Genomic DNA, 20646 nt, shown 5'->3' on the forward strand with positions numbered 1-20646 from the left:
ATTGTTATTTATTCATTATCAAAAAAATACAAACCTCACCCAAAAGTTAAACCCTTGTAACTATATTAAACACTTATTAAAATTAACTCATATAACCTACTTAACAGGCAATTAAATTACCAGAATGAGTAGATTTAACTTTTCAAACTATTTGCGAAACTTTGACCTAGTAATTCTCAAAATTACTGAATAGATATATTGTAGTCAAAGAATAATAGGTAACTTAGCGATTAAGTAATCGCTAAAAAATCATTCTGAAATACCACCAATAAATTCCATAAGGACAAAGAGAAAGAATGACTTTAACTACAGATAGACATCAGGTTGAACTAGCAATACCTGATTATCAATTAGAATCAGGATGCTCACATCCTTTCGGTGCAATCCCAAACAAAGATGGAGTAAACTTTTCCATCTTTTCAGAACACGCTACTTCTGTCGAACTCTTATTGTTCGATCAAGATGATTCCCCCCTACCGACACATACTATTCAGTTAGACCCAAAAATTAATAAAACCTTCCACTTTTGGCATATTTATGTGAGAGGGTTAAAACCAGGCGCTCACTACGCTTATCGAGTTAATGGTAATTCTGATTTACACCAAGCAGGACACCGCTTTAATAAAAATAAAGTATTGCTTGACCCTTATGCTAGAGGAAACACTAACGCTCTTTGGCAGCGTAGCGATGCTTTAGGGTCAAAAGACAATGTAACTACTTCAATGCGTAGTGTAGTTATAGATATATCCGATTATGATTGGGAAGGCGATCGCCCGCTCAACCGATCGATGAGTGACACCATCATTTATGAGGTACACGTTGGCGGATTTACCAGATCGTCCTCTTCTGGCTGCAAATACCCCGGCACTTTTTCGGGAATTATCGAAAAAATTCCTTACTTGAAAGAGTTAGGAATCACAGCTATTGAACTACTACCAATATTTGACTTTGACGAAAAGAACCTTCTCCGAGAAGTCAACGGCAAACAACTAAAAGACTACTGGGGATACAACCCACACAGTTACTTTGCTCCAGAAGCTTCCTATTGTGCTTTTCCTGATGTTGGCAATCATATCAGAGAGTTTCGAGATTTGGTCAAGGCTTTACACAAAGAAGGGATTGAAGTAATTCTCGATGTAGTCTTTAACCACACCGATGAAGGCAACCATGAAGGCCCAACCATCAGCTTCAAAGGCCTTTTTAATGATATCTTTTATCACCTAGTACATTGGGATAAGCAGTACTACATGGACTACTCCGGGTGTGGCAATACCGTCAATTGCAACCATCCCATAGTAGAAAAGTTAATTGTAGATTGCCTGGAATTTTGGGTGAAAGAGATGCACGTCGATGGTTTCCGCTTTGATGAAGCCTCTATTTTATCTCGCAGCCAAGACGGAGTACCAATGATCCATCCGCCAGTGATTTGGCACATTGAAACATCCGAAACACTAGCTGACACCAAAATCATTGCCGAGGCTTGGGATGCTGGTGGACTTTATCAAATTGGTGACTTCCCTGGATATCGTTGGGCAGAATGGAACGGACGTTTTCGAGACGATATTCGGCGCTTTGTCAAAGGAGATGCCGGAATAGTTGGGGCAGTTGCTTGGCGCATTGGTGGAAGTTCCGATCTTTACCAATCAAGCAGACATTTACCGATTAACAGTATCAACTTCATTAGTTGTCATGATGGGTTTACCCTCAATGATTTAGTTTCCTACAACCACAAACACAATGAAGCCAATGGTGAAAACAATCGGGATGGCATCAATGACAATTTAAGTTGGAATTGTGGTGTTGAAGGAGAAACTGACAATCCACAAATTGATGGGTTACGTCGGCGACAGATTAAGAATTTTGCAGCCATTCTCATGCTTTCTCAAGGTGTACCAATGATTGTGGCTGGTGATGAAATCAGACGTACTCAAAAAGGTAACAACAACGCTTACTGCCAAGATAACGAAATTAGTTGGTTTGATTGGGATCTTGCTCAGAAGAATGCTGATATTTTCAGGTTCTTCAAACTGATAATTAATTTCCGTAAGTGTTACTGCCATTCTGCTTTACGCCGGAGTAATTTTTTCACCGGTGAAGTTAACGAGCGCGGTTTAGCAGATATTGCTTGGCATGGCTGCAAGTTGTTTAAACCAGGTTGGCACGACTTTCATGCCAGAGTCCTGGCATTTACTCTCGGCGGCTTTGAAGGAGAAGCAGATATTCACGTCATGCTCAATATGTACTGGGAGGATCTAGAGTTTGAAATTCCTTCTATTAAAAATAGAAAATGGTACAGAGTCGTAGATACTGCGCTTCCTTCTCCGATAGATATTGCAGAGCCAGGGGAAGAAACTGTAGTTTCAGATAATACCTATTCTGTTAAAGAGCGTAGCGTTGTTGTGCTGATTTCTAAATAGTTTCCAGTTAATAAGTTTCCAATTTGGAGTTAATTCAATGAGTAATTTAGGCTTCTCATTTTCGGATTTGATTGCTGGGTATGTTACCGCTTTTGATTCAAGTCAGGGAGAGCATGGTACTTTTAATCTCAAAACCTCAGATGGGAGAAAATTTGAAGTAGCATTGACCTCAATGACTTATGCTGAACTAGTACGCAATTTAGATGAGCCTTTCTTTGATTGCACTAGCCAAATAAGTTCAATGCTCATTCCTAATTGCTATCTTTTCGCCTATGGCATTTTTTATCCTGAAGCAGGTGAGCATAAATTTGAAGCTAAACACATAGTTTTTCTCGGTAGAACAGAAAACGAATATCTTTTTGAAAGACCAGATTGGTGGGTCAAGCAGATCCGAAGCCTTGGCGATTTTTACCTCAAAGCTCAGTTTGAAGATGGCGATATTGATTATCGGAAATATCGCACAGGTATCGGTTTAGTTGGTTCCAAAGAAGATAGCACTCGTCAGGAAACTGACACCATTTCTCGTCTAGTTTACGGTTTTGCCACAGCCTACATGATGACTGGAGACGATCGCTATCTTGAAGCTGCGGAAAAAGGCACTGAATACCTCCGCCAACACATGCGTTTTCTCGATGAAGGCGAAGGAATTTGCTATTGGTATCATGCTGTTGATGTCAAACCAGGTGGTAGCGAACAGAAAATATTCTCCTCAGAATTTGGGGATGATTATGACGCTATTCCAGCTTACGAACAAATTTATGCCCTGGCTGGCCCCACTCAAACCTATCGGATCACGGGCGATCCACGGATCATCAAAGATATCGACTTGACGATTAATCTGTTTAACAAGTATTTCTTGGACAAGACAGAGAAAGGCGGATTTTTCTCCCACATCGATCCGATTACTCTCAGCCCCCATTCTCACACTCTAGGTCACAATCGCGCCAAGAAAAATTGGAACTCCGTAGGCGATCATGCCCCAGCTTATTTGATCAATCTTTGGCTAGCGACTGGCAAAGAAGAATACGCAAATTTCCTTGAGTACACCTTCGACACCATTGAAAAGCGGTTCCCAGATTACGACCATAGCCCATTTGTTCAAGAGCGTTTTTATGAAGACTGGACTCATGATACAACTTGGGGATGGCAGCAGAATCGAGCAGTTGTCGGTCATAACCTGAAAATTGCTTGGAACTTAATGCGAATGAACCACTTAAAGCCAAAAGAAAACTATGTGGCTTTGGCAGAAAAGATTGCCGAAATCATGCCAGCAGTCGGTAGCGACCAACAGCGTGGGGGGTGGTACGATGTGGTGGAACGCACCTTAAAACCAGGGCAAGAGGTACACCGCTTTGTCTGGCATAACCGGAAAGCTTGGTGGCAGCAAGAACAAGCCATCTTAGCTTACTTGATCTTGAATGGCTCACTTGATAAACCTGAGTATCAACGCCAAGCCCGTGAAGCGGCAGCTTTTTATAATGCTTGGTTCCTCGATTACGTGGCTGGCGGTATCTACTTCAATGTTCTCTCAAATGGGATTCCCTACTTGTTAGGAACAGAACGAGGCAAGGGAAGCCACTCAATGAGCGGTTATCACTCCTTTGAATTAGCTTACTTAGCTTGCGTTTATACGAATCTGTTGATTACCAAACAGCCAATGGATTTGTACTTTAAACCAAAGCCAGGTGGCTTTAAGGACAACATTCTGCGAGTCGCACCAGATATCTTACCACCCGGTAGTGTGCGGATTGGCGATGTATGGATCAATGGGCAAAGGTATGCCGATTTTGATGCTGCAAACTTGACAGTCAAACTGCCTGTTACTCAAGATGATGTGAAAGTTAGAGTCAGACTTCTGCCGACTCAAATATCTTTCGATGCAACTTTGTTAGAAGTCAGTAATGGTACTGCCAAAATCTCCTTAACTGGTTTATTGGATGCTAATGGTGTGGTACATTTTCAGGAAGCGATCGCTAAAGCTACAGCACAGCCAATCAATCGTCTAGTCTTACTACTACAAGACCTGGAATGTATTACTACTGCTGGTCTACGGTCTTTGATTTTCGCTAAACAAAAACTGGGTTCTGATGTTGAACTCTACATGGTTGGCGCACCGGAGAACGTGAAACAATTCCTGATGATGAGTGCATTTTGTGACAGTGTAACTGTGTTAGATAAGTATGAAACTACTGAAATGGCTACTGTGTAGATTGGGTTAGTTTTGAGAGGTTTGTAGTAAGCACTTTAGTGCTGAAAAAATCAAGAACTCTTACTACAAACTTATTTGGTGGTCAGATCCCCGACTTCTTGAAGAAGTCGGGGATCTCGCAACCTTATTAATGGGACAGATTACTAGTAGTCTGTCAAGCGAAGTTTGAAGGGTAAAGGAACGAACCGCATTCGCGTTAGCGTCTCCCCTTCTCCCAAAGGGAGAGGCTAACGCCAAGGGAGAAGGACGCAAAGAGCGCAAAGGAAGAAGGAAAAGAGAGAAGTAAAAATTTCATTTACCAAGCATTGTTTGCTTGACGGACTACTAGTTAAACAATTACAAGTATTATTCCCAGAAAGGAGCTATCTTGGTTAATCCTGTACTACTTACTGTTGACGATGACCCCGGAGTTTTACGAGTCATAGAGCGAGATCTCCGACATGAATATGGCGATCGCTTTCGAGTACTAAGAGCCGACTCAGGTGCAAATGCTTTGAGAGTATTGCAACAGGTAAAATTACGTAACGAGACAGTTGCGCTCTGTGTGGTAGACCAGCGAATGCCACAAATGTCGGGTGTGCAGTTCCTTGAACAGGCTATGGAAATTTTCCCGGCTGCAAAACGAGTTTTACTAACAGCTTATGCAGACACCGATGCTGCGATCTCTGCGATCAATACAGCCAAAATTGATTACTATCTTCTCAAACCCTGGGAGCCGCCACAAGACCTTTTATACCCAGTTCTGAGCGATTTATTAGACGATTGGGTTTCGTCATACCGCCCACCTTTTGAAGGTATCCGCGTTATTGGCTCTCGTTGGTCGCCCAAGAGTCATCACATTAAGGACTTTTTGGCCCGCAACTATATGCCTTATCAGTGGTTAGACATTGAGGTAGAGGAAGAAGCGCGCCAGTGGGTTAGTTATGCTCAATGTAATACCGCACATTTGCCACTAGTAGTTTGCCCTGATGGTTCGTATCTTACACAACCAACCCACGCCGAAATTGCTGAAAAAATCGGGTTGAAGATGCAAGCCCAAATGCCCTTTTATGACTTGGTGATCGTTGGGGCTGGGCCAGCTGGTTTGGCAGCAGCAGTCTACGGAGCTTCTGAAGGTCTACGCACAGTATTAATTGAAAAAGAGGCTCCAGGGGGTCAAGCCGGAACGAGTTCGCGTATCGAGAACTATTTAGGCTTTCCCCAAGGAATTGCCGGATCGGAATTAGCTCGCCGCGCCGTTACTCAAGCGAAACGATTCGGGGTAGAGATTCTCTCACCTCAAGAGGTAATTAACATTCGTTTGCAAGATTCTTATCGCATCATCAAACTGAAAGATGGGACAGAATTAAGCTGTTACGCATTACTGATTGCCACAGGTGTGTCATATCGCAAGCTTGATGTACCGGGCATTGAGAATCTGACTGGGGCGGGTGTGTACTATGGGGCGGCAATGACCGAAGCCCTTTCCTGCCAAAATGAAGATGTTTATGTAGTTGGTGGAGCGAACTCAGCTGGACAGGCTGCGGTTTACATTTCTAAGTACGCTCGTCATGTGACTATATTGGTACGTGGCAATTCCCTGGCTACAAGTATGTCAAAGTACTTAATAGACCGAATTTTAGCAACAGACAATATCACAGTACGTTTTCACTCCCACATCGTCGAGGTTCATGGCCAGACTAGCTTAGAGGCAATTACACTCGCTAACACTAAAACCCATGAAAAGGAAACTATTCCGACAAAGTTGCTGTTTATCTTAATCGGTGCAAAACCACACACTGATTGGCTGGCGGGAATTGTGGAGAGAGACGAACAAGGCTTTATCTTAACCGGGCCGAGCCTAACACTAAATAAACGCTGTTCAAAGCAATGGCAACTCGATCGCGAACCCTTCCTGCTTGAATCCAGTATACCAGGCATTTTTGTGGCTGGAGATGTGCGTAACGGCTCTGTGAAGCGAGTTGCTTCTGGGGTTGGAGAGGGTGCGATCGCTATTCAGTTTATCCATCAATATCTAAGTAAGGTGTAATTATGTTAGATGCTTTGCGTCAGGTGTCACTTTTTGCACAATTGACAGATGAGCAATTGCAATGGTTATCTGAACATAGCTGTGAACTATGTCTGATTTCGGGAGAATACATAGCCATTGAAGGAGAACCACTAGACTATTTCTACGTGCTGATAGAAGGCGAAATTGAGTTTACCAAAAAGGTCGGCAATGCAGAAAAACACGTCATGAGTTTTGGTGCTGGAACATACACAGGTCATGAGTTGATTCTCTTAGATGCTCCTCACCATCTCGTTAACGTGCGTGCCGTCAAACCGAGCTATATGTTGAAATGGAAGACAGATACTTTCTGGGAAATGCTGACAACCTGTCCGTCGATTACACGCGACCTTTTAATCATGACGGCGCAACGGGTGCAAATGTTGGAATCTATGTCACAACACCACCAAAAGCTAATTGCACTCGGCACTTTAGCAGCTGGACTGGCCCACGAGTTAAATAACCCAGCAACAGCTGTTGTCCGAGGTGGGAAGCACTTGCACAAAATCTTTCAACAATTGCCATCTCTGGGACTCAAACTCAATCACAGGCAGATGACAAAAAAACAACTGCTGTTTCTTGACAATTTGCTGCACACAGTAATTGTACGTGCTGAAACACCCTGCGACTTAGAAGATTTACTCGCGCAGAGCGATCGCGAGCAAGAAGTGACAGTCTGGCTGGATTTACACAATGTACCTGATGGCTGGAAAATTGTTTCTTCCTTAGTCCGGGGAGGATTGGATACTCAATACCTGGATACCATTGTGGAGTATTTACCCCCAGAATCCCTCGCTGAAGTTCTAGCTTGGCTCGATGCCACACTCACAGGAATTGAACTGTTGGATGAAATTGACCAAAGTTCGGGGCGCATTTCCGAACTGGTCAAAGCTATTAAAGAGTACTCCTATATGGATCAAGCTCCTATGCAGGAGGTAGATATACATCAGGGAGTTGAAAGTACGCTAACTATTCTCGGTCATAAGCTCAAGGGCGGCATTAGTTTAACGCGCGATTATGACAAAAGCCTACCGCTAATCTCAGTGTATGGTAGCGAACTCAATCAGGTATGGACGAATCTGATTGACAATGCGATCGATGCAATGAATGGACAAGGACAAATCAGAATTCGCACAGCAAGAGAAAATAACTGTGTGCTAGTAGAAGTTGCTAATAACGGCCCAGTAATTCCGCCAGAAATCCAAGAGCGCATATTCGAGCCGTTCTTCACCACTAAGGGGGTAGGCCAAGGAACAGGCTTAGGTCTAGTGATTAGTTACCGAATTGTTGAAAAGCATAAAGGCGAGATCCGCTTGTTCTCCGAACCAGGAAGCACACGTTTTCAGGTTATTTTGCCCATATCTTTGGCTGAAACAACATCTGAATGCCATCAATGCAAATTTATACCATCCGATAATACTATGCAATTTATACACAGTTGATTAAGGAGTGTATGGCATGAATAAATGGTTGAAATCTCCTGAGTTACGTATTAGTGAAGATCGGGAAGAAGAACGACACGCAACGTGGTTAGAACTTTTTTTTGATCTATTTTTCGTGGTTGCGATTTCGGAGCTTGCTCACAATCTCAATCGGGATGTCTCACTATCGGGCTTCCTTGGCTTTCTGCTGCTCTTTGTACCAATTTGGTGGTCTTGGATTGGTGCTACTTTCTACGCCAATCTTTTTGATACTGATGATTTGGGACACCGGCTCCTGACCGCTTTACAAATGCTTGCAGTGGCAGCACTAGCAGTTAACGTACACGATGGGTTGGGTAAAGGTTCAGTTGGTTTTGCTCTTGCTTACGCTATTGTTCGAGTGTTGCTTGTTGTCGAGTTCTTACGTGCTGGAAGGCATATAGTTACAGCACGACCACTAACAACCCGAATCGCCAGCAGTTCTGGACTAGGGGCTTTACTTTGGTTGGCATCGGTATTTGTACCAATACCACTACGATTTGGGTTTTGGATTTTAGCGCTGACAGTAGAATTTGGAATAGTATTGACAGCCGGAAAGTCTGTCCATGTGGAACTGGCTCCCCACGCTTCACACTTGCCTGAACGTTTTGGCTTATTTACCTTAATTGTGCTAGGCGAGACGGTATTAGCGGTAGTGAATGGAGTCGCACAGCAGGAGTGGAATTTCTCATCTGCATATACTGCCGTATTTGGCTTGAGTATTGCTTTTAGTTTGTGGTGGCTGTATTTTGACAACCTTGGTGGTTCAGCAATCCAGGCTGCTCGTGCTTGCCGCCACATCAGAGCTTATCAGACTTGGGTCTATATGCATTTACCTTTGGTAATTGGTATTGCCGCTACCGGAGTTGGGGTGGAACACGCCCTAGCAAGTGATACAGGTGTAGTACTGGCATCTGCTGAACGCTGGCTGATTTGCGCTAGCTTGGTGCTGTGCTTCTTTACCCTTGGAATCATCTATCTGACTGGTGTAAGTACTGACACTAGACTACGCTGCAAAGTCCGGGCGGGGTATCGCTTTCTGGCAGCAGCTGTTATTTTGATTATTGCTGTAACTGGCGCGGGTTTGTCAGCTATGGAGTTGATTGGGCTGATAGCTGTGGTTGGTATTGTTCAAGTTATTCTCGATCTGCGTCAGGTTACTAGTTTTTTATAAATCTAGACTTTAGACTGAAATAGAGCGATCGCTCAGTTAGTAGCTGTACAAAAAAAGAAAGGGATGCCAGTAAAAGAAGCATCCCAGTAAGGGAAAATGAAAAAAGCACAACCAATTTTCATCTATATGGATGTGATGGAATGGCACGCTTGTAAAGCCCAAAGACTTATCTAGCCTCGTTCCCAGCCTACAGGCTGGAAGTTCGGGCAAGGATTGTATCTTAACTTAGTGCCATTCGGATGTGATGTTTTTGCACGGTTAAGAGAATTTCATCAAGCAGCATACCGCTAATTATTGCTGCATCGAAGCTGTAGGAAAAATTCTGCTGGATATAGGAACCCGTGGCTGAGGCTTATTTGTTGTTATCTTGGCATTAGCAGTAGAAGAGTTATTAATTACCTCAGAGAGGAGAGGTAGTTTGCTATTAGCAGGATTGGTAAAATCCCTCAATTGAATAGCTGAGGGTGAATTTGAAGATATGGAACTAACATTCTCAGGATTTTGACTGTTGGTTTTTTCTGGAGTTTGAGCTTGACATGGAGTAACAAGGAAAGTTGAACTTGTGCCTAATACCAGTAGGAGCAAATGAGAAATATATTGTTGCATGAGGATTGGTAAAATGGGTTGATAAATATTCAAAGCTTACAGAAGTTGTGTTTGTTCTCAGTTAGAAATAAAACTGCAATTTCCCAATAGAAATCATGACACTGTTGTTCAATCAGACTTGAACACAGCGATTTACAAATGAATAGACTACTAATGCTTAGTACATTAATTCGCTAACAAAAATTCAACCTTACTCAACCAAGAAGAAGGTAAATTTCTATTTCGTGAAAAGAGAGCGGTTATTTTAAGACTACTGAATCTGCTTGAAAGAGAGTTAGCAAATAGATACACCTGGAATAATTGACATTTTTTTATCAACTAAGCCAGCACAACCATTAATAGTTTAGTTATATTTAACTTGTTAAGAAAAGAGGAATTTTACTGAAATTTTTGAAAAGGCTGATTTATATAGATAAGCTCTAATTCGCATATTTAACTAACTAATACCAATTCTTGATGAAGACGCATGGAAAGAAACCCGCCACCTGCGACACCTCGTCTTGATAAGGGGAGATTAGGAGGCGTTAAAATAATGTCTAACTTCACAGAGAATTGGTATACAGCAGATTGCAAGTTAATGAAATACAAAAATACCCCACCCTAACCCGCCACTTGGAAACTACTCCACCATAATTGTCAAATATGTAGTTAACGATCGCCTCTCAAATCTCTCACATTACACATTTATCTATTTTTGTCAATTACTCACAGATTACCTCTTTCTACAATCCTTTCCCTGACTCCTTTACAGAAACATTAAGAAAGATGTGACTAATGGATAGCTTTACAAGGGGGGATTAAGGGGGATAATAATTCGATTAAAATCACAACGTACCACTTTTCAAACATCCTCTAATCCCCAATCCCCAATCCCCAGTCCCTAGTCCCTAATCCCCATCTCTTCCAAAATGCAGGGATTAAAGAGCGCTTGTAGTCAGCTAAACTAAAGAAGAAATTGCTTAATAAGTTTTAATAATTCTGTTATGAGTACTGATTCACCTGTTAATTCTCCCGAAAAACCTGAATCCACATTTGGGAAGCGTCTGAGAAACTTCTTAATTGTAATAGTAGCGATCGCACTTAGCGTTTCCCTCGTCTTAGGATTGCGAACTGAAACAACTTCGGCAACTCTAGCCAAGTTAAGCGAAACTTCCACACCGTTAGAAGTAGCAATTAGCAACGGCAAACCATCTCTAGTAGAGTTTTATGCTGATTGGTGTACTGTCTGCCAAAAAATGGCACCAGATATTACTCAATTAGAAACAGAGTATGCTGAGAAGATGAATTTTGTCATGCTGAATGTAGATAATACCAAATGGCTGCCGGAGATGCTGAGATATCGGGTAGATGGGATTCCCCATTTTGTATTTTTGAGTCAGCAAGGCGAAACCATCGCTCAAGCGATTGGCGATCAACCCCGGACGATTATGGCTAGTAACTTGGAAGCTTTAGTTACTGGTTCGTCTCTCCCTTATGCTCAAGCTAGCGGGAAAGTTTCTAAATTTTCAGCCCCAGTAGCACCAACGGCGAATCAAGATGACCCCCGCAGTCATGGCAGTCAGGTGGTAAAGTAATTCGTAATGACGCTCGTTCGCTCTTAGTGTCTCCCCTTGGGAGATGACTCGCTACCGCTTCTCTACGAGATACTTCGTGAACGCTAACGTAATTCGTAATTCGAGACTGTTATGTAAGTTAAGAATATTCGTAGGTTGGGTTGAGGCAATGCGTTACCCAACAAACCCAAGAAAATGTTGGGTTTCGTTGCTCAACCCAACCAACAAATTTCTATTTTTTATGCAAAACCTACCCCTGCGGGGAAGCAAGCTACGCGCAGCGTCTGTCTGCGACACGCTGCGCGAACGTAGAGAGCGTCATTACGAATTACAAATTATGGGTACTCGTGAGAAACAAACGGGATTTCTACGATTTCACCCTCAGTTTGTCCCACTTTGACTTTTAAACCTACGCCACCAGCTTTGGTACGAATGTAACCTAGTCCAAAGTAACCATCAGCTGTTTGGGTGTAACTGGTAAGTTTGCCGACCTTTTCATCTCCAACTGCGATCGCACTTCCAACTTCGGCAGGGGCAGTTAGTCGTATTCCCAAAAGGTGTTGTTTTACACCTTTATATGTATTTAACCGAGCAATAGTTTCTTGCCCAATATAGCAACCTTTAGTAAAAGAAATTGTTTGCCACAAACCAACTTCCAGAGGATTATAATCATCTGTGAGTTCTGCATCTGGGGCGGGGCGACCCTGTAAGATTCGCAAAGCATCCCAGGCGCGATCGCTCATCTCTACCGCCCCAACTTCTAACAATTTGTTCCACACCGTTTCTTTGTCAGTATAGGGGAAAGTAAAGGTGTATCCGGGAGCCGCTAACCCACTCCCCACAGCAATCCGCACACCCTCAGCCGGAGGGATTGTATATACTTGGTGACTACCATAAGGTTGCCCAATGAGTTCGCCAATACCCAACTTTTCTAAAACAGCGTCGCTTCCTGGACCAATGAGGCTGAAGGTGTTGGTGTATTTTGTGATATCAGATAATTTCACCTTGTCGGCAGAGAAAATATATTTATCCAGCCATTCCATGAGATATTGGCGGCGGTTAGGTGAAACCAGCAGAATTACGGCATCTTCTCGAACATAGGCGGTTGCTAAATCAATTGTCCTGGCTGTGGAAGTGACAAAAACCGTATCACAACCTTGTCCAGGCTTGAGTATTTGGAAATTGTTAGTACTTTGGTTGTGTAAAAAATTGAGGCGATCGTCGCCAGCTACTTTGATACGTCCCCAGGCGGTGCGATCGCATATTGCAACCCCAACTCTGGCGGCTTCGATAGCTGCTGTGTCTTTATCGTCAAGTGTAGATGTTGGCATGGTGATGAGAAGTTGCCCTGTTTCAATGTTGTCGCACTGGAAATCTTAGCAAATAAGCGTTTGCGGCTTCAATAGCGTAGAGGTGAAAGGGGTGAGGCGATCGCTTAAATTACGGAAAGTACCTGTAAATATCTTTTCTGTGCAATACCCTCACAAAAATTACTACGCTCTCTGATACTGTAATTCCAACTCTGTAGTCTCCAATTCTGATGCGATAATAGTTGCCATCAGCTTGGAGTTTTTTAATATTACTTATATTTGCTAGATTTTCGGCATTTTCTACTTCTTCAATCACCGCCTTAATCTTTTTAAATAAGGCTTCACCCCGAATATTATTTAAATCTTTCTCAAAGTTTTTTCTGAACTCTATATTCATCCTTTAGTTTCCAAAATTTGGAAAATAGCTTCGCGGCTGACAGTTTCACTATTTTCACCTTCTTTAATAGCTCTTTCTAAAGCTATATCTTCCATAATTTCTGCGAATAAATCATAAAGTACTTCTTTTTGCTCTTGAAGTACCTCAACAATTGCTGTTTTCAACAGTTCTTTATTAGTCTTAGCTTTAACACGTTGTAAAGCATCTAAAAGACGTGCTGCATTCTCAGGTGATTGAAACAAGTATGCTGTCTCCATAATGCTATTAAGTTCCGCAGTAGGAATTACGGATACACTTTCTGCACCTTCACGATTAATAACTACAGATTCACGACTGTTAATTACCTCTTCGTAAATTTTGTCAAAATTATTGCAAGCTTCGTTGTAATTTTTTTGGTTAGACATTTTTATTCCTGAAATTATCTTTTACTCTTAGGACTTACGCACGAGTTACGGAATAACGAACCGCAGAGACGCAGAGGACACGGAGAAATCAGAGTTTGAGAGATATTTTGCGTAAGTCCTAACTCTTTGATAGCAGGTCACTAAAGAGTTGCTTCAGCTTGATTTTTTTGGAATGATCGTTAAATTTTCCTCTTTTGATTCGATGTGCCTTGCTAGAACTTGAGCGATTTATTCCAATACCTACTCAGATCATAACTTGGCTAAATCTTGCCGCAAACTCTGCCCAATGTAAAACTTGAGTAATGCTTCAAGTGTCATATCTCGATTAGCTGCAACTTTTTTGAGCGATTCTAATGCCTCTATTGGTATTTTTATTGATACTGTTTCTGTAGTACGGGGTTTTAAGCATAGTTCGAGTTCTTCATTATGCTTGTTCATATAACTTTCTTTCATTACGAGTCGCGGGACGAGCAGAAATAATGCGTGTTCGCCTACTGCGTTCTAGATAAACTACGAGCAATAAGCCAGTCAGAATTTACTAACTCAATAGACTACAGCCGTATGAGTGAAAATTTTGCTGCTTGAAGAAAAAGCGTAGGCGCAGCCCGCCGTAGGCATCGCTTTCCTCATTAACCCACGCAGGTGGGTTTCGTTTGTATAGCCCCAGAATTCTATTCTGAGGGTATTTTATTTGTTAACTCTCTGACAATTTAGCAAAAGCCTCCTCAACCAACTCCTTTGACTTAGCATCCAAACGCAGCCAATCCACTTCACCCAGTTCATCGATTAAACTAGTATCAATATCTGCAACTTCCTTCTGTGGTGTGTATTCAAAAAAACACACTTCATAACACAGTTCCCACAAATCGATACTCGCTTCTTGCTGTTGACGCTGCAAACGTAGATGATATCCTGGATGGGGCATCGGCAGACGAACCAGAGTCTCTCTGATTTCATCTGCTTCTTGGGGCGTTGCAGTTTCCATCGCTTGCAACAGTTCAGTCACCAATGCTTTGATTTCATCAGTGGTGCTAGGCGGCCAAATCAGGACATCGTGGTAAGTTCCCGTCCAGGAAGATTCATCAAGCTGCTTGCGGATATTATCGATAACGCGAATGAAAGCAGGTTGCATGAGGATTTCAGCCTGCTGCCATGCAACTGGATTTGTTATTTTCGGTGGCATTGGTAATAAACAGGGACACTAAAAGAAAAATAAACAGTCTGCATTTATTAAAAAGCTGCGTTTTTAATCTAAATCTTTTCTCAAGATAGCGGATTTCATTGAAGAAAATTTGGAGATATTTATTACCAGCTGGAAAATTAGGTAATAACTCTGGGGAGGGAATATGATCGGCAAGCTACTAGACCACCGTTACCAAGTAATTCGAGTCCTCGCAATGGGAGGATTTGGTCAAACATACATTGCCCAAGATACTAGGCGGCCAGGAAATCCCATTTGCGTTGTCAAGCACCTCAAGCCCGGAACTGACCCCAGAGTTTTTGATACTGCTAAACGCCTGTTCAACAGCGAAGCCGAAACCTTAGAAAAACTGGGCAACCATGACCAAATACCCAGGCTACTAGCGTACTTTGACGAAAACCAAGAATTTTATTTAGTACAAGAATATATTGAAGGGCATACCCTAGCTGAGGAACTTATACCTGGTAAGCGCTGGAGTGAAAGCCAAGTAGTTCAACTGTTGCAGGAAGTTCTAGAAATTCTCGAATTTGTCCATCGCCAAGGCGTGATTCACCGCGACATCAAACCGGATAATATCATCCGTCGCGCCTCAGATAATAAGTTAGTTTTAGTTGATTTTGGAGCAGTGAAACAACTGCGTACACAACTGGTAACAGTAGGCGGACAAGCCTCTCCCACAGTGGTTATCGGTACTCCTGGCTATATGCCCACAGAACAAGGGCAAGGTAAACCCCGTCCTAACAGTGATATCTATTCCCTTGGTATTATTGCCATTCAAGCACTAACAGGATTACAGCCAACAGAATTGCAAGAAGACCCAGCGACTGGCGAAATTATCTGGCGACATTCAGTAACCGTGAACCATCGATTGGCGGCAGTGTTATCTAAAATGGTGCGCTATCACTTCAAAGACCGCTATCAAAATGCTACGGAAGCACTGCAAGCGTGTCAAGATGCGATTAATCCAGTACCTGCACTTTCTACCTCTCAAGAAGCCGCCAAAAATTCCAGTTACCAAGCGGCCCAATCGCAGCCTCAAGTATCTCGGTTGCAAACTATTGCAGTTGCACCAGCAAATCCTGTCAAACCTGCGCGTAAAGACTCCAATAAATCCGACCCCTGGCCGATATTAATTGGCATATTATTGGCGGGTGGTGCGGCTGCCTTGGTAGCAAATGTATATCCAAATGTGAAAAACTTGGCTTTAAATTTTACAGGTAAGGATACCACCTTAGCAAATAAATGCTCGGCTGTTGTCGTCGGAAATTCTAATATCCGTTCTGAACCTAGTTCGATAAATTCTGATAATATTGTGCAAACTGTTGCTAATAATACCAATTTCGAGGTAACAGGCAAGCGGACAAAAGCAGGTTGGGTAGAAGTTAAACTTAAATCTGGTGGTTTGGCTTGGGCACACCCGGCTGTGATAGACAATAAAGATGAATGGGCCTCTTGCCTACGTGAAAAGGGCATTGCAACTAAAGTTGTAGATGATAGTAGCTTGATTGCGACTCGAACAATTCCCCAGCCAAAACCAAAATCTAGGGATGTAGTAACTTCATTACCAGAAAAGCCGAAGGAGTCAACTGTCGATGCTGGGAAATCAGAGCGATCGCAACCTAATGATAACAGTGCCAATATTATCGAACAAGCAAAAAAGAAGTATGACTCAGGCGATATAATTGGAGCGATCGCACTTTTAAGATCGGTTCCGGCAAATGCTGCTTCTGGTATCCAAGAGACGGGCAAAATGATTGCCCAGTGGCAGTCAGATTGGGCGAAGGCGGAGGCGTTATCTAATGAGATCAATAAAGCAATAGATGATGGTAAATGGGATAAAGTTTTAGATTATAGAAACCATCCAGAAAAGTTGCCTAATACTAAATACTGGCGAAACAAAATAGAACCATTATTTAAACAAGCAGCCGAAAATCTGGCAAAACAGGCACTAACTCAGCTAGAAAATCAAGGTAATCAGAAAAAGACCCCACAGAAACTTCCCGATAATAAGCAACCTGCAACCACAAGCAGTCCCAATACCACAGAAACTCCTAAAAGCAGTCTTTAACAGTTATCAGTAAACACAGTTTTCCTCGTTTCCAGCTTCTTCTGACTGGGAATGAATAAAGGAGGGCTGCACCGCCCGGATTCGCAGTATTGTCCCAATAAATCTCGTTCCCAAGTTATACCTGGAAACGAGATTTTAAATAGGTATTTATCTGTGGTTTTATTTTCCCTATCCGTGCATCTCGTCGTATTCTTGGGCTTCGACTCGTCTTGCTTCCATCCGCGAAGCAGGTAGAAACTCAGCACGGCGGACTGGAACCAAGGGCGGTGTATTTCCTTGGTAGGGGTGAATAACTTGTACAGTACGGGCTGGACGCTGCCGTGGTGAAAATAAAGCCAATACCCCAGCAACTACAACACCACCACCAATAGTGAGAGTTGCGCCTCCAACAGCCCAAAGCACGGGTGAAGACCACCAAGCATTTTGCGGCTGGAATGTTGTTGCTGCTGCTTTTTGTTGGTTATTCTGCTGGGCTAATTGCCACTGCTGCTGAGTATTGAAATTTTGAACTTGTCCCTGGAGTTGTTGATTTTGCAACTTCAGCTGTTCATTGTCGTTTTTTAAACGCTCCAACTGCATCTGCGTGTTCAGTTTCTCCATCTCTAGGCGCTGGTCAGCACTGGTAGCAGTCGGTGGCTGAACCTGGCCAGGATACACTGGTTGCGGCGCATAAGGATTGTAAGGAGAATACATTTGTGCCGGCATTCCCGGTGCTACAGCACCTGGGATTTGCGGAGCAACAGCGAAGTTAGATTGTAGAGGGGTATTAGTTCCTTTGAGCAATACGAGAGCCGCCAGCCCAGCTACGGCAACCCCGCCGATAAATGCCATACTCTCACTCATCGCCTTTGCTCCTCGATTGCGACGTAACTATAATCATTTTTGACTGACTCACTCTCACACTCATAAATTATGCCTACTTAATTTCACATAATACTCAAACTATAAGCGACTGTATCAGCTAGTTTTTTTACACGATCATATCTGATGTTAATATTCAAGACCATAATGGTCAAATTGTCTACCAAACAAGGATAGAAAAACTACACTGTTATACTTTTTTAATCTACTTTCTCCGTCTAATCAAGAGGAGTATTTGTGCTGGTGTTGGTGGTCTTGATGGCTGCCTTGAGACTTTGGCAAAATTGGGCGATCGCATTTAGCCCTTCCTCTGGTGTACCTTCTGCTAACCGTTTCACAAAACCACTACCCACGATCACTGCATCTGCACCCCATTCCCTTACCTGACGGGCTTGTGCGGCTTCGGAGATCCCAAAGCCCACTCCGATGGGTTTATCAGTAACACTACGAATTTGTTGGAGTAAATCGGACACGCGCATTTCTAGTTGCGATCGCATCCCTGTTACCCCAGTGACGCTGACTAAATAAATAAATCCAAGGGAAGAACGAGCGATCGCTTCGATCCGTTCAGCAGAACTTGTAGGAGCTACCAACAATATTACATCAATTTCCATCTCACTAGCTGATTGCAGCAAGCTGGCGGCTTCCTCTAAAGGTAAGTCAGGTACTACTAATCCCGCCACCCCAGCCGCCGCAATTTCTTGGAGAAATTTGTCAATTCCCCGATGTAAAATTGGGTTGTAATAGGTAAATAGAATAATTGGCGATCGCAATTTGGGAGTAATCCCTTGCAGCATTTCTAGCACCTGCTCTAACTTCGTACCCCTTTGCAAGGCGCGGGTAGCAGCAGCTTGAATTACCGGACCATCAGCCAGAGGATCGGAATAGGGTATACCCAGTTCTATAATGTCGGCTCCACTACGATCTAGAACCTGCAAGGCTTTTGCTGTTGTTTCTAAATCTGGATCGCCAGCAGTGATAAACGGAATCAGAGCGCACTCACGATTGTGTCCAAGGGTTTTAAAGCAATCAGAAATTGCAGTCATTTAGTCAAGTCTCAAAGGTCAGTGTTCATTGGTCAGTGGTCATTAGTCATTGGTCATTAACTTTAGGCAAGTTACAAAAGACAAACGACAGCTGACCAATGATCACTTTACACCTGAGATTGCTCTTCTTGTTCTATTTCGGTTTGAATTCGTGCTAGTTCTTCGGGAGTAAGCTCGTCTAGCCGCTTTTGCAGAAAGTCTTGCTCATACTGTTCCCTCTGTTGGTGGTAGGTCATTTTTTGTCCCACCGCACGGAAAAAATAGGTAGCCAGCCAGCCAACTAACCCACTGACTAGTAAGACTTGGCTCCATATACCAGCTTTCTGATTATCCAAACCGACTAGCTGCAATCCTAAGTATGCCAAGCCACCGGCAATAAAAACACCCAAGCCAATTCCAATCGCGTCAATCCGTCGCATGAGAGTTATGACCTACCAATCTCGTTAAACTTGAACTTGTCGCCGTTGGGGTCGAAAATTTACAAACGGCGATAGAACCAACAGACCCGGAAAGAAGAAAAACACTAAAAAGTACATCAGGACACGCTCGATTGAGCTAGCTACATACCAACGCTGCTTTAGGTACAGCAGGATAGCGATCGGGATTACCAGAAGGTAAGCTCCAGCCAAAATCAGATACAGTAGGGCGACAATCATACACTTTCAGTCTTAAGCATCTGTTTTCCATCATAGGCTGAAGAGACAGACTCAGAGAATTATAGTCATAATGCTTTCAACATAACTACGCCATAATTCCTCGAAAGCGCAGCTTTGACGGGCTGGAGTACTTTTACTGGGGGCGATTCAACGGATGTAATGACAAAAGCTAATATCATGCTATTATGTGAATCCACTAGCAAACAAATGCTCTAGTCAGACAAGATCGAAAACTCATCCAGATTATTACGAGAAAATAAAAAAACTTCCAAATTTAGGAAGCGATCGCACAATCAGGAAAAAATATTTTCAATCTAGTTGGACAAAAGACACAATTGATGGTGGAATAGATAAGGAGGTATTTGCTACCTCTAAAAAATAACTAGTTCACTAGTTGTTAAACACCTGCGGGGGTGTGGCGGAATGGTAGACGCTACGGACTTAAATAATTGAGCCTTGAAGGAGAAATCCCTCAAGTGGAAGCTCTCAAACTCAGGGAAACCTAAATCTGGTGACAGACATGGCAATCCTGAGCCAAGCCGAAAAAAGTCCTGAGTCATGAGTGTTGAGTGCTGAGTAAATTTAAAACTCTTAACTCCTAACTCCTAACTCATAACTGTTCGGAAGGTGCAGAGACCCGACGGGAGCTACCCTAACGTTAAGTCGAGGGTAAAGGGAGAGTCCGATTCTCAAAATCTGAGTTGGCTATTGTCATCAGGTAGCAGTGAAAATTGCAGGAGAATGAAAATCCGTTGACCGTAAAAGGTCGTGTGGGTTCAAGTCCCTCCACCCCCACTAAAAATTTAATATGTTCGCTTACATACCCAACCCTGTACAAGTTTGGGTATGTAAGCGAGTGGAAAACGATACATCTCTAGCGTGTGTTTCGGCGTAGCTGGAACAATCTTTAGAAAAGTTGAGTTTTTGACAGCATTTTATATTACGTGCAAGGTGACTCCTGGCTCTTAATATATTCTTTTACTATTTCCAATGGCGCACCACCACATAAAACAATGCAGTAAGCGTCAGTCCAGAAACTAGGATCTTTTTTTTCTAGTAAAACTGTTTTGGGTACTCTTGAAATTCCTTCCTGATGATACGACTTAATGCGGATTTGAGAGAACTAATTAGTTGTGAAAGCACCAGTTATGAGTTTGAACCTCACACGACTTGAAGTCGTGTGATTCCTGCTTCAACGATCTGTGCCTGAATTGCTCCAGGTCTTACAAGTTCTCCA

At 42.9% G+C, this 20646-nt stretch carries 17 protein-coding genes and 1 pseudogene; 7 read left to right on the forward strand and 11 right to left on the reverse strand.

From position 1 onward, the window contains the following. Positions 1 to 296 precede the first annotated feature (296 nt). From glgX to HWQ37_RS01485, 5 genes are all read left to right on the forward strand, one after another. Positions 297 to 2417 (forward strand): glycogen debranching protein GlgX, encoded by a 2121-nt coding sequence (gene glgX / locus HWQ37_RS01465; protein WP_292742915.1) that lies wholly within the window; start codon positions 297 to 299, stop codon positions 2415 to 2417. Positions 2418 to 2454: 37 nt separating this feature from the next. Continuing rightward, entirely contained in the window at positions 2455 to 4626 is a 2172-nt protein-coding gene (locus tag HWQ37_RS01470; RefSeq protein WP_292742917.1) for an AGE family epimerase/isomerase, read from the forward strand. Between the two features lie 367 nt (positions 4627 to 4993). Then, positions 4994 to 6655, forward strand: coding sequence for an FAD-dependent oxidoreductase (locus tag HWQ37_RS01475; protein WP_292742919.1), 1662 nt, complete (start codon positions 4994 to 4996; stop codon positions 6653 to 6655). 2 nt (positions 6656 to 6657) lie between these two features. Further along, positions 6658 to 8115, forward strand: a complete 1458-nt coding sequence (locus HWQ37_RS01480; protein ID WP_292742921.1) for an ATP-binding protein — start codon at positions 6658 to 6660, stop codon at positions 8113 to 8115. A 16-nt stretch (positions 8116 to 8131) separates the two neighbouring features. After that, positions 8132 to 9307 carry a low temperature requirement protein A gene (locus tag HWQ37_RS01485; RefSeq protein ID WP_292742923.1) on the forward strand — a complete coding sequence of 392 codons (1176 nt, stop codon included), beginning with the start codon at positions 8132 to 8134 and terminating at the stop codon, positions 9305 to 9307. A 291-nt stretch (positions 9308 to 9598) separates the two neighbouring features. Here the strand turns inward: HWQ37_RS01485 and HWQ37_RS01490 are convergent, their stop codons facing one another. Further along, positions 9599 to 9913, reverse strand: a complete 315-nt coding sequence (locus tag HWQ37_RS01490) for a hypothetical protein (RefSeq protein WP_292742925.1) — start codon at positions 9911 to 9913, stop codon at positions 9599 to 9601. A 983-nt stretch (positions 9914 to 10896) separates the two neighbouring features. Between HWQ37_RS01490 and HWQ37_RS01495 the strand changes: the two genes are divergently transcribed. Further along, positions 10897 to 11487 (forward strand): thioredoxin family protein, encoded by a 591-nt coding sequence (locus tag HWQ37_RS01495; RefSeq protein ID WP_292742927.1) that lies wholly within the window; start codon positions 10897 to 10899, stop codon positions 11485 to 11487. A 314-nt stretch (positions 11488 to 11801) separates the two neighbouring features. Here HWQ37_RS01495 and ygfZ read toward each other — a convergent pair whose 3' ends face one another. The 5 genes from ygfZ to HWQ37_RS01520 form a co-directional block, all read right to left on the reverse strand. Then, positions 11802 to 12797 (reverse strand): CAF17-like 4Fe-4S cluster assembly/insertion protein YgfZ, encoded by a 996-nt coding sequence (ygfZ, locus tag HWQ37_RS01500; protein ID WP_292742928.1) that lies wholly within the window; start codon positions 12795 to 12797, stop codon positions 11802 to 11804. Between the two features lie 109 nt (positions 12798 to 12906). Beyond that, on the reverse strand, positions 12907 to 13173 hold the full coding sequence (locus HWQ37_RS01505) for a type II toxin-antitoxin system RelE family toxin (protein ID WP_292742930.1): 267 nt from the start codon (positions 13171 to 13173) through the stop codon (positions 12907 to 12909). Beyond that, a complete protein-coding gene (locus HWQ37_RS01510; RefSeq protein WP_292742932.1) occupies positions 13170 to 13577 on the reverse strand; it encodes a type II toxin-antitoxin system Phd/YefM family antitoxin in 408 nt (135 codons plus the stop codon). The genes HWQ37_RS01505 and HWQ37_RS01510 overlap by 4 nt, the downstream gene beginning before the upstream one ends. Before the next feature lie 249 nt (positions 13578 to 13826). Then, positions 13827 to 14015 (reverse strand): hypothetical protein, encoded by a 189-nt coding sequence (locus tag HWQ37_RS01515; RefSeq protein WP_292742934.1) that lies wholly within the window; start codon positions 14013 to 14015, stop codon positions 13827 to 13829. 256 nt (positions 14016 to 14271) lie between these two features. Beyond that, positions 14272 to 14760 (reverse strand): hypothetical protein, encoded by a 489-nt coding sequence (locus tag HWQ37_RS01520; protein ID WP_292742935.1) that lies wholly within the window; start codon positions 14758 to 14760, stop codon positions 14272 to 14274. 163 nt (positions 14761 to 14923) lie between these two features. Between HWQ37_RS01520 and HWQ37_RS01525 the strand changes: the two genes are divergently transcribed. Next, positions 14924 to 16846, forward strand: a complete 1923-nt coding sequence (locus HWQ37_RS01525; protein WP_292742937.1) for a serine/threonine protein kinase — start codon at positions 14924 to 14926, stop codon at positions 16844 to 16846. 168 nt (positions 16847 to 17014) lie between these two features. On the opposite strand, the gene HWQ37_RS01530 is transcribed toward HWQ37_RS01525, so the two are convergent. The 5 genes and pseudogenes from HWQ37_RS01530 to HWQ37_RS34575 form a co-directional block, all read right to left on the reverse strand. Then, positions 17015 to 17689, reverse strand: coding sequence for a heterocyst differentiation related protein (locus HWQ37_RS01530; RefSeq protein ID WP_292742939.1), 675 nt, complete (start codon positions 17687 to 17689; stop codon positions 17015 to 17017). Between the two features lie 236 nt (positions 17690 to 17925). Then, positions 17926 to 18753: a tryptophan synthase subunit alpha gene (gene trpA / locus HWQ37_RS01535; protein ID WP_292742941.1), complete on the reverse strand. Its 828-nt coding sequence runs from the start codon at positions 18751 to 18753 to the stop codon at positions 17926 to 17928. Positions 18754 to 18860: 107 nt separating this feature from the next. Next, positions 18861 to 19172, reverse strand: a complete 312-nt coding sequence (locus HWQ37_RS01540) for a DUF3007 family protein (protein WP_292742943.1) — start codon at positions 19170 to 19172, stop codon at positions 18861 to 18863. 24 nt (positions 19173 to 19196) lie between these two features. Then, the gene (ndhL, locus tag HWQ37_RS01545) at positions 19197 to 19409 is read right to left on the reverse strand and encodes an NAD(P)H-quinone oxidoreductase subunit L (protein WP_292742945.1); all 213 of its coding nucleotides are present in this window, start codon (positions 19407 to 19409) and stop codon (positions 19197 to 19199) included. A 940-nt stretch (positions 19410 to 20349) separates the two neighbouring features. Continuing rightward, positions 20350 to 20549, reverse strand: a pseudogene (locus HWQ37_RS34575) (IS200/IS605 family transposase); the annotation flags it as partial. Positions 20550 to 20646: the final 97 nt, after the last annotated feature.

This window comes from Nostoc sp. NMS4 (genome assembly GCF_017115095.1).
Lineage (GTDB): Bacteria > Cyanobacteriota > Cyanobacteriia > Cyanobacteriales > Nostocaceae > Nostoc.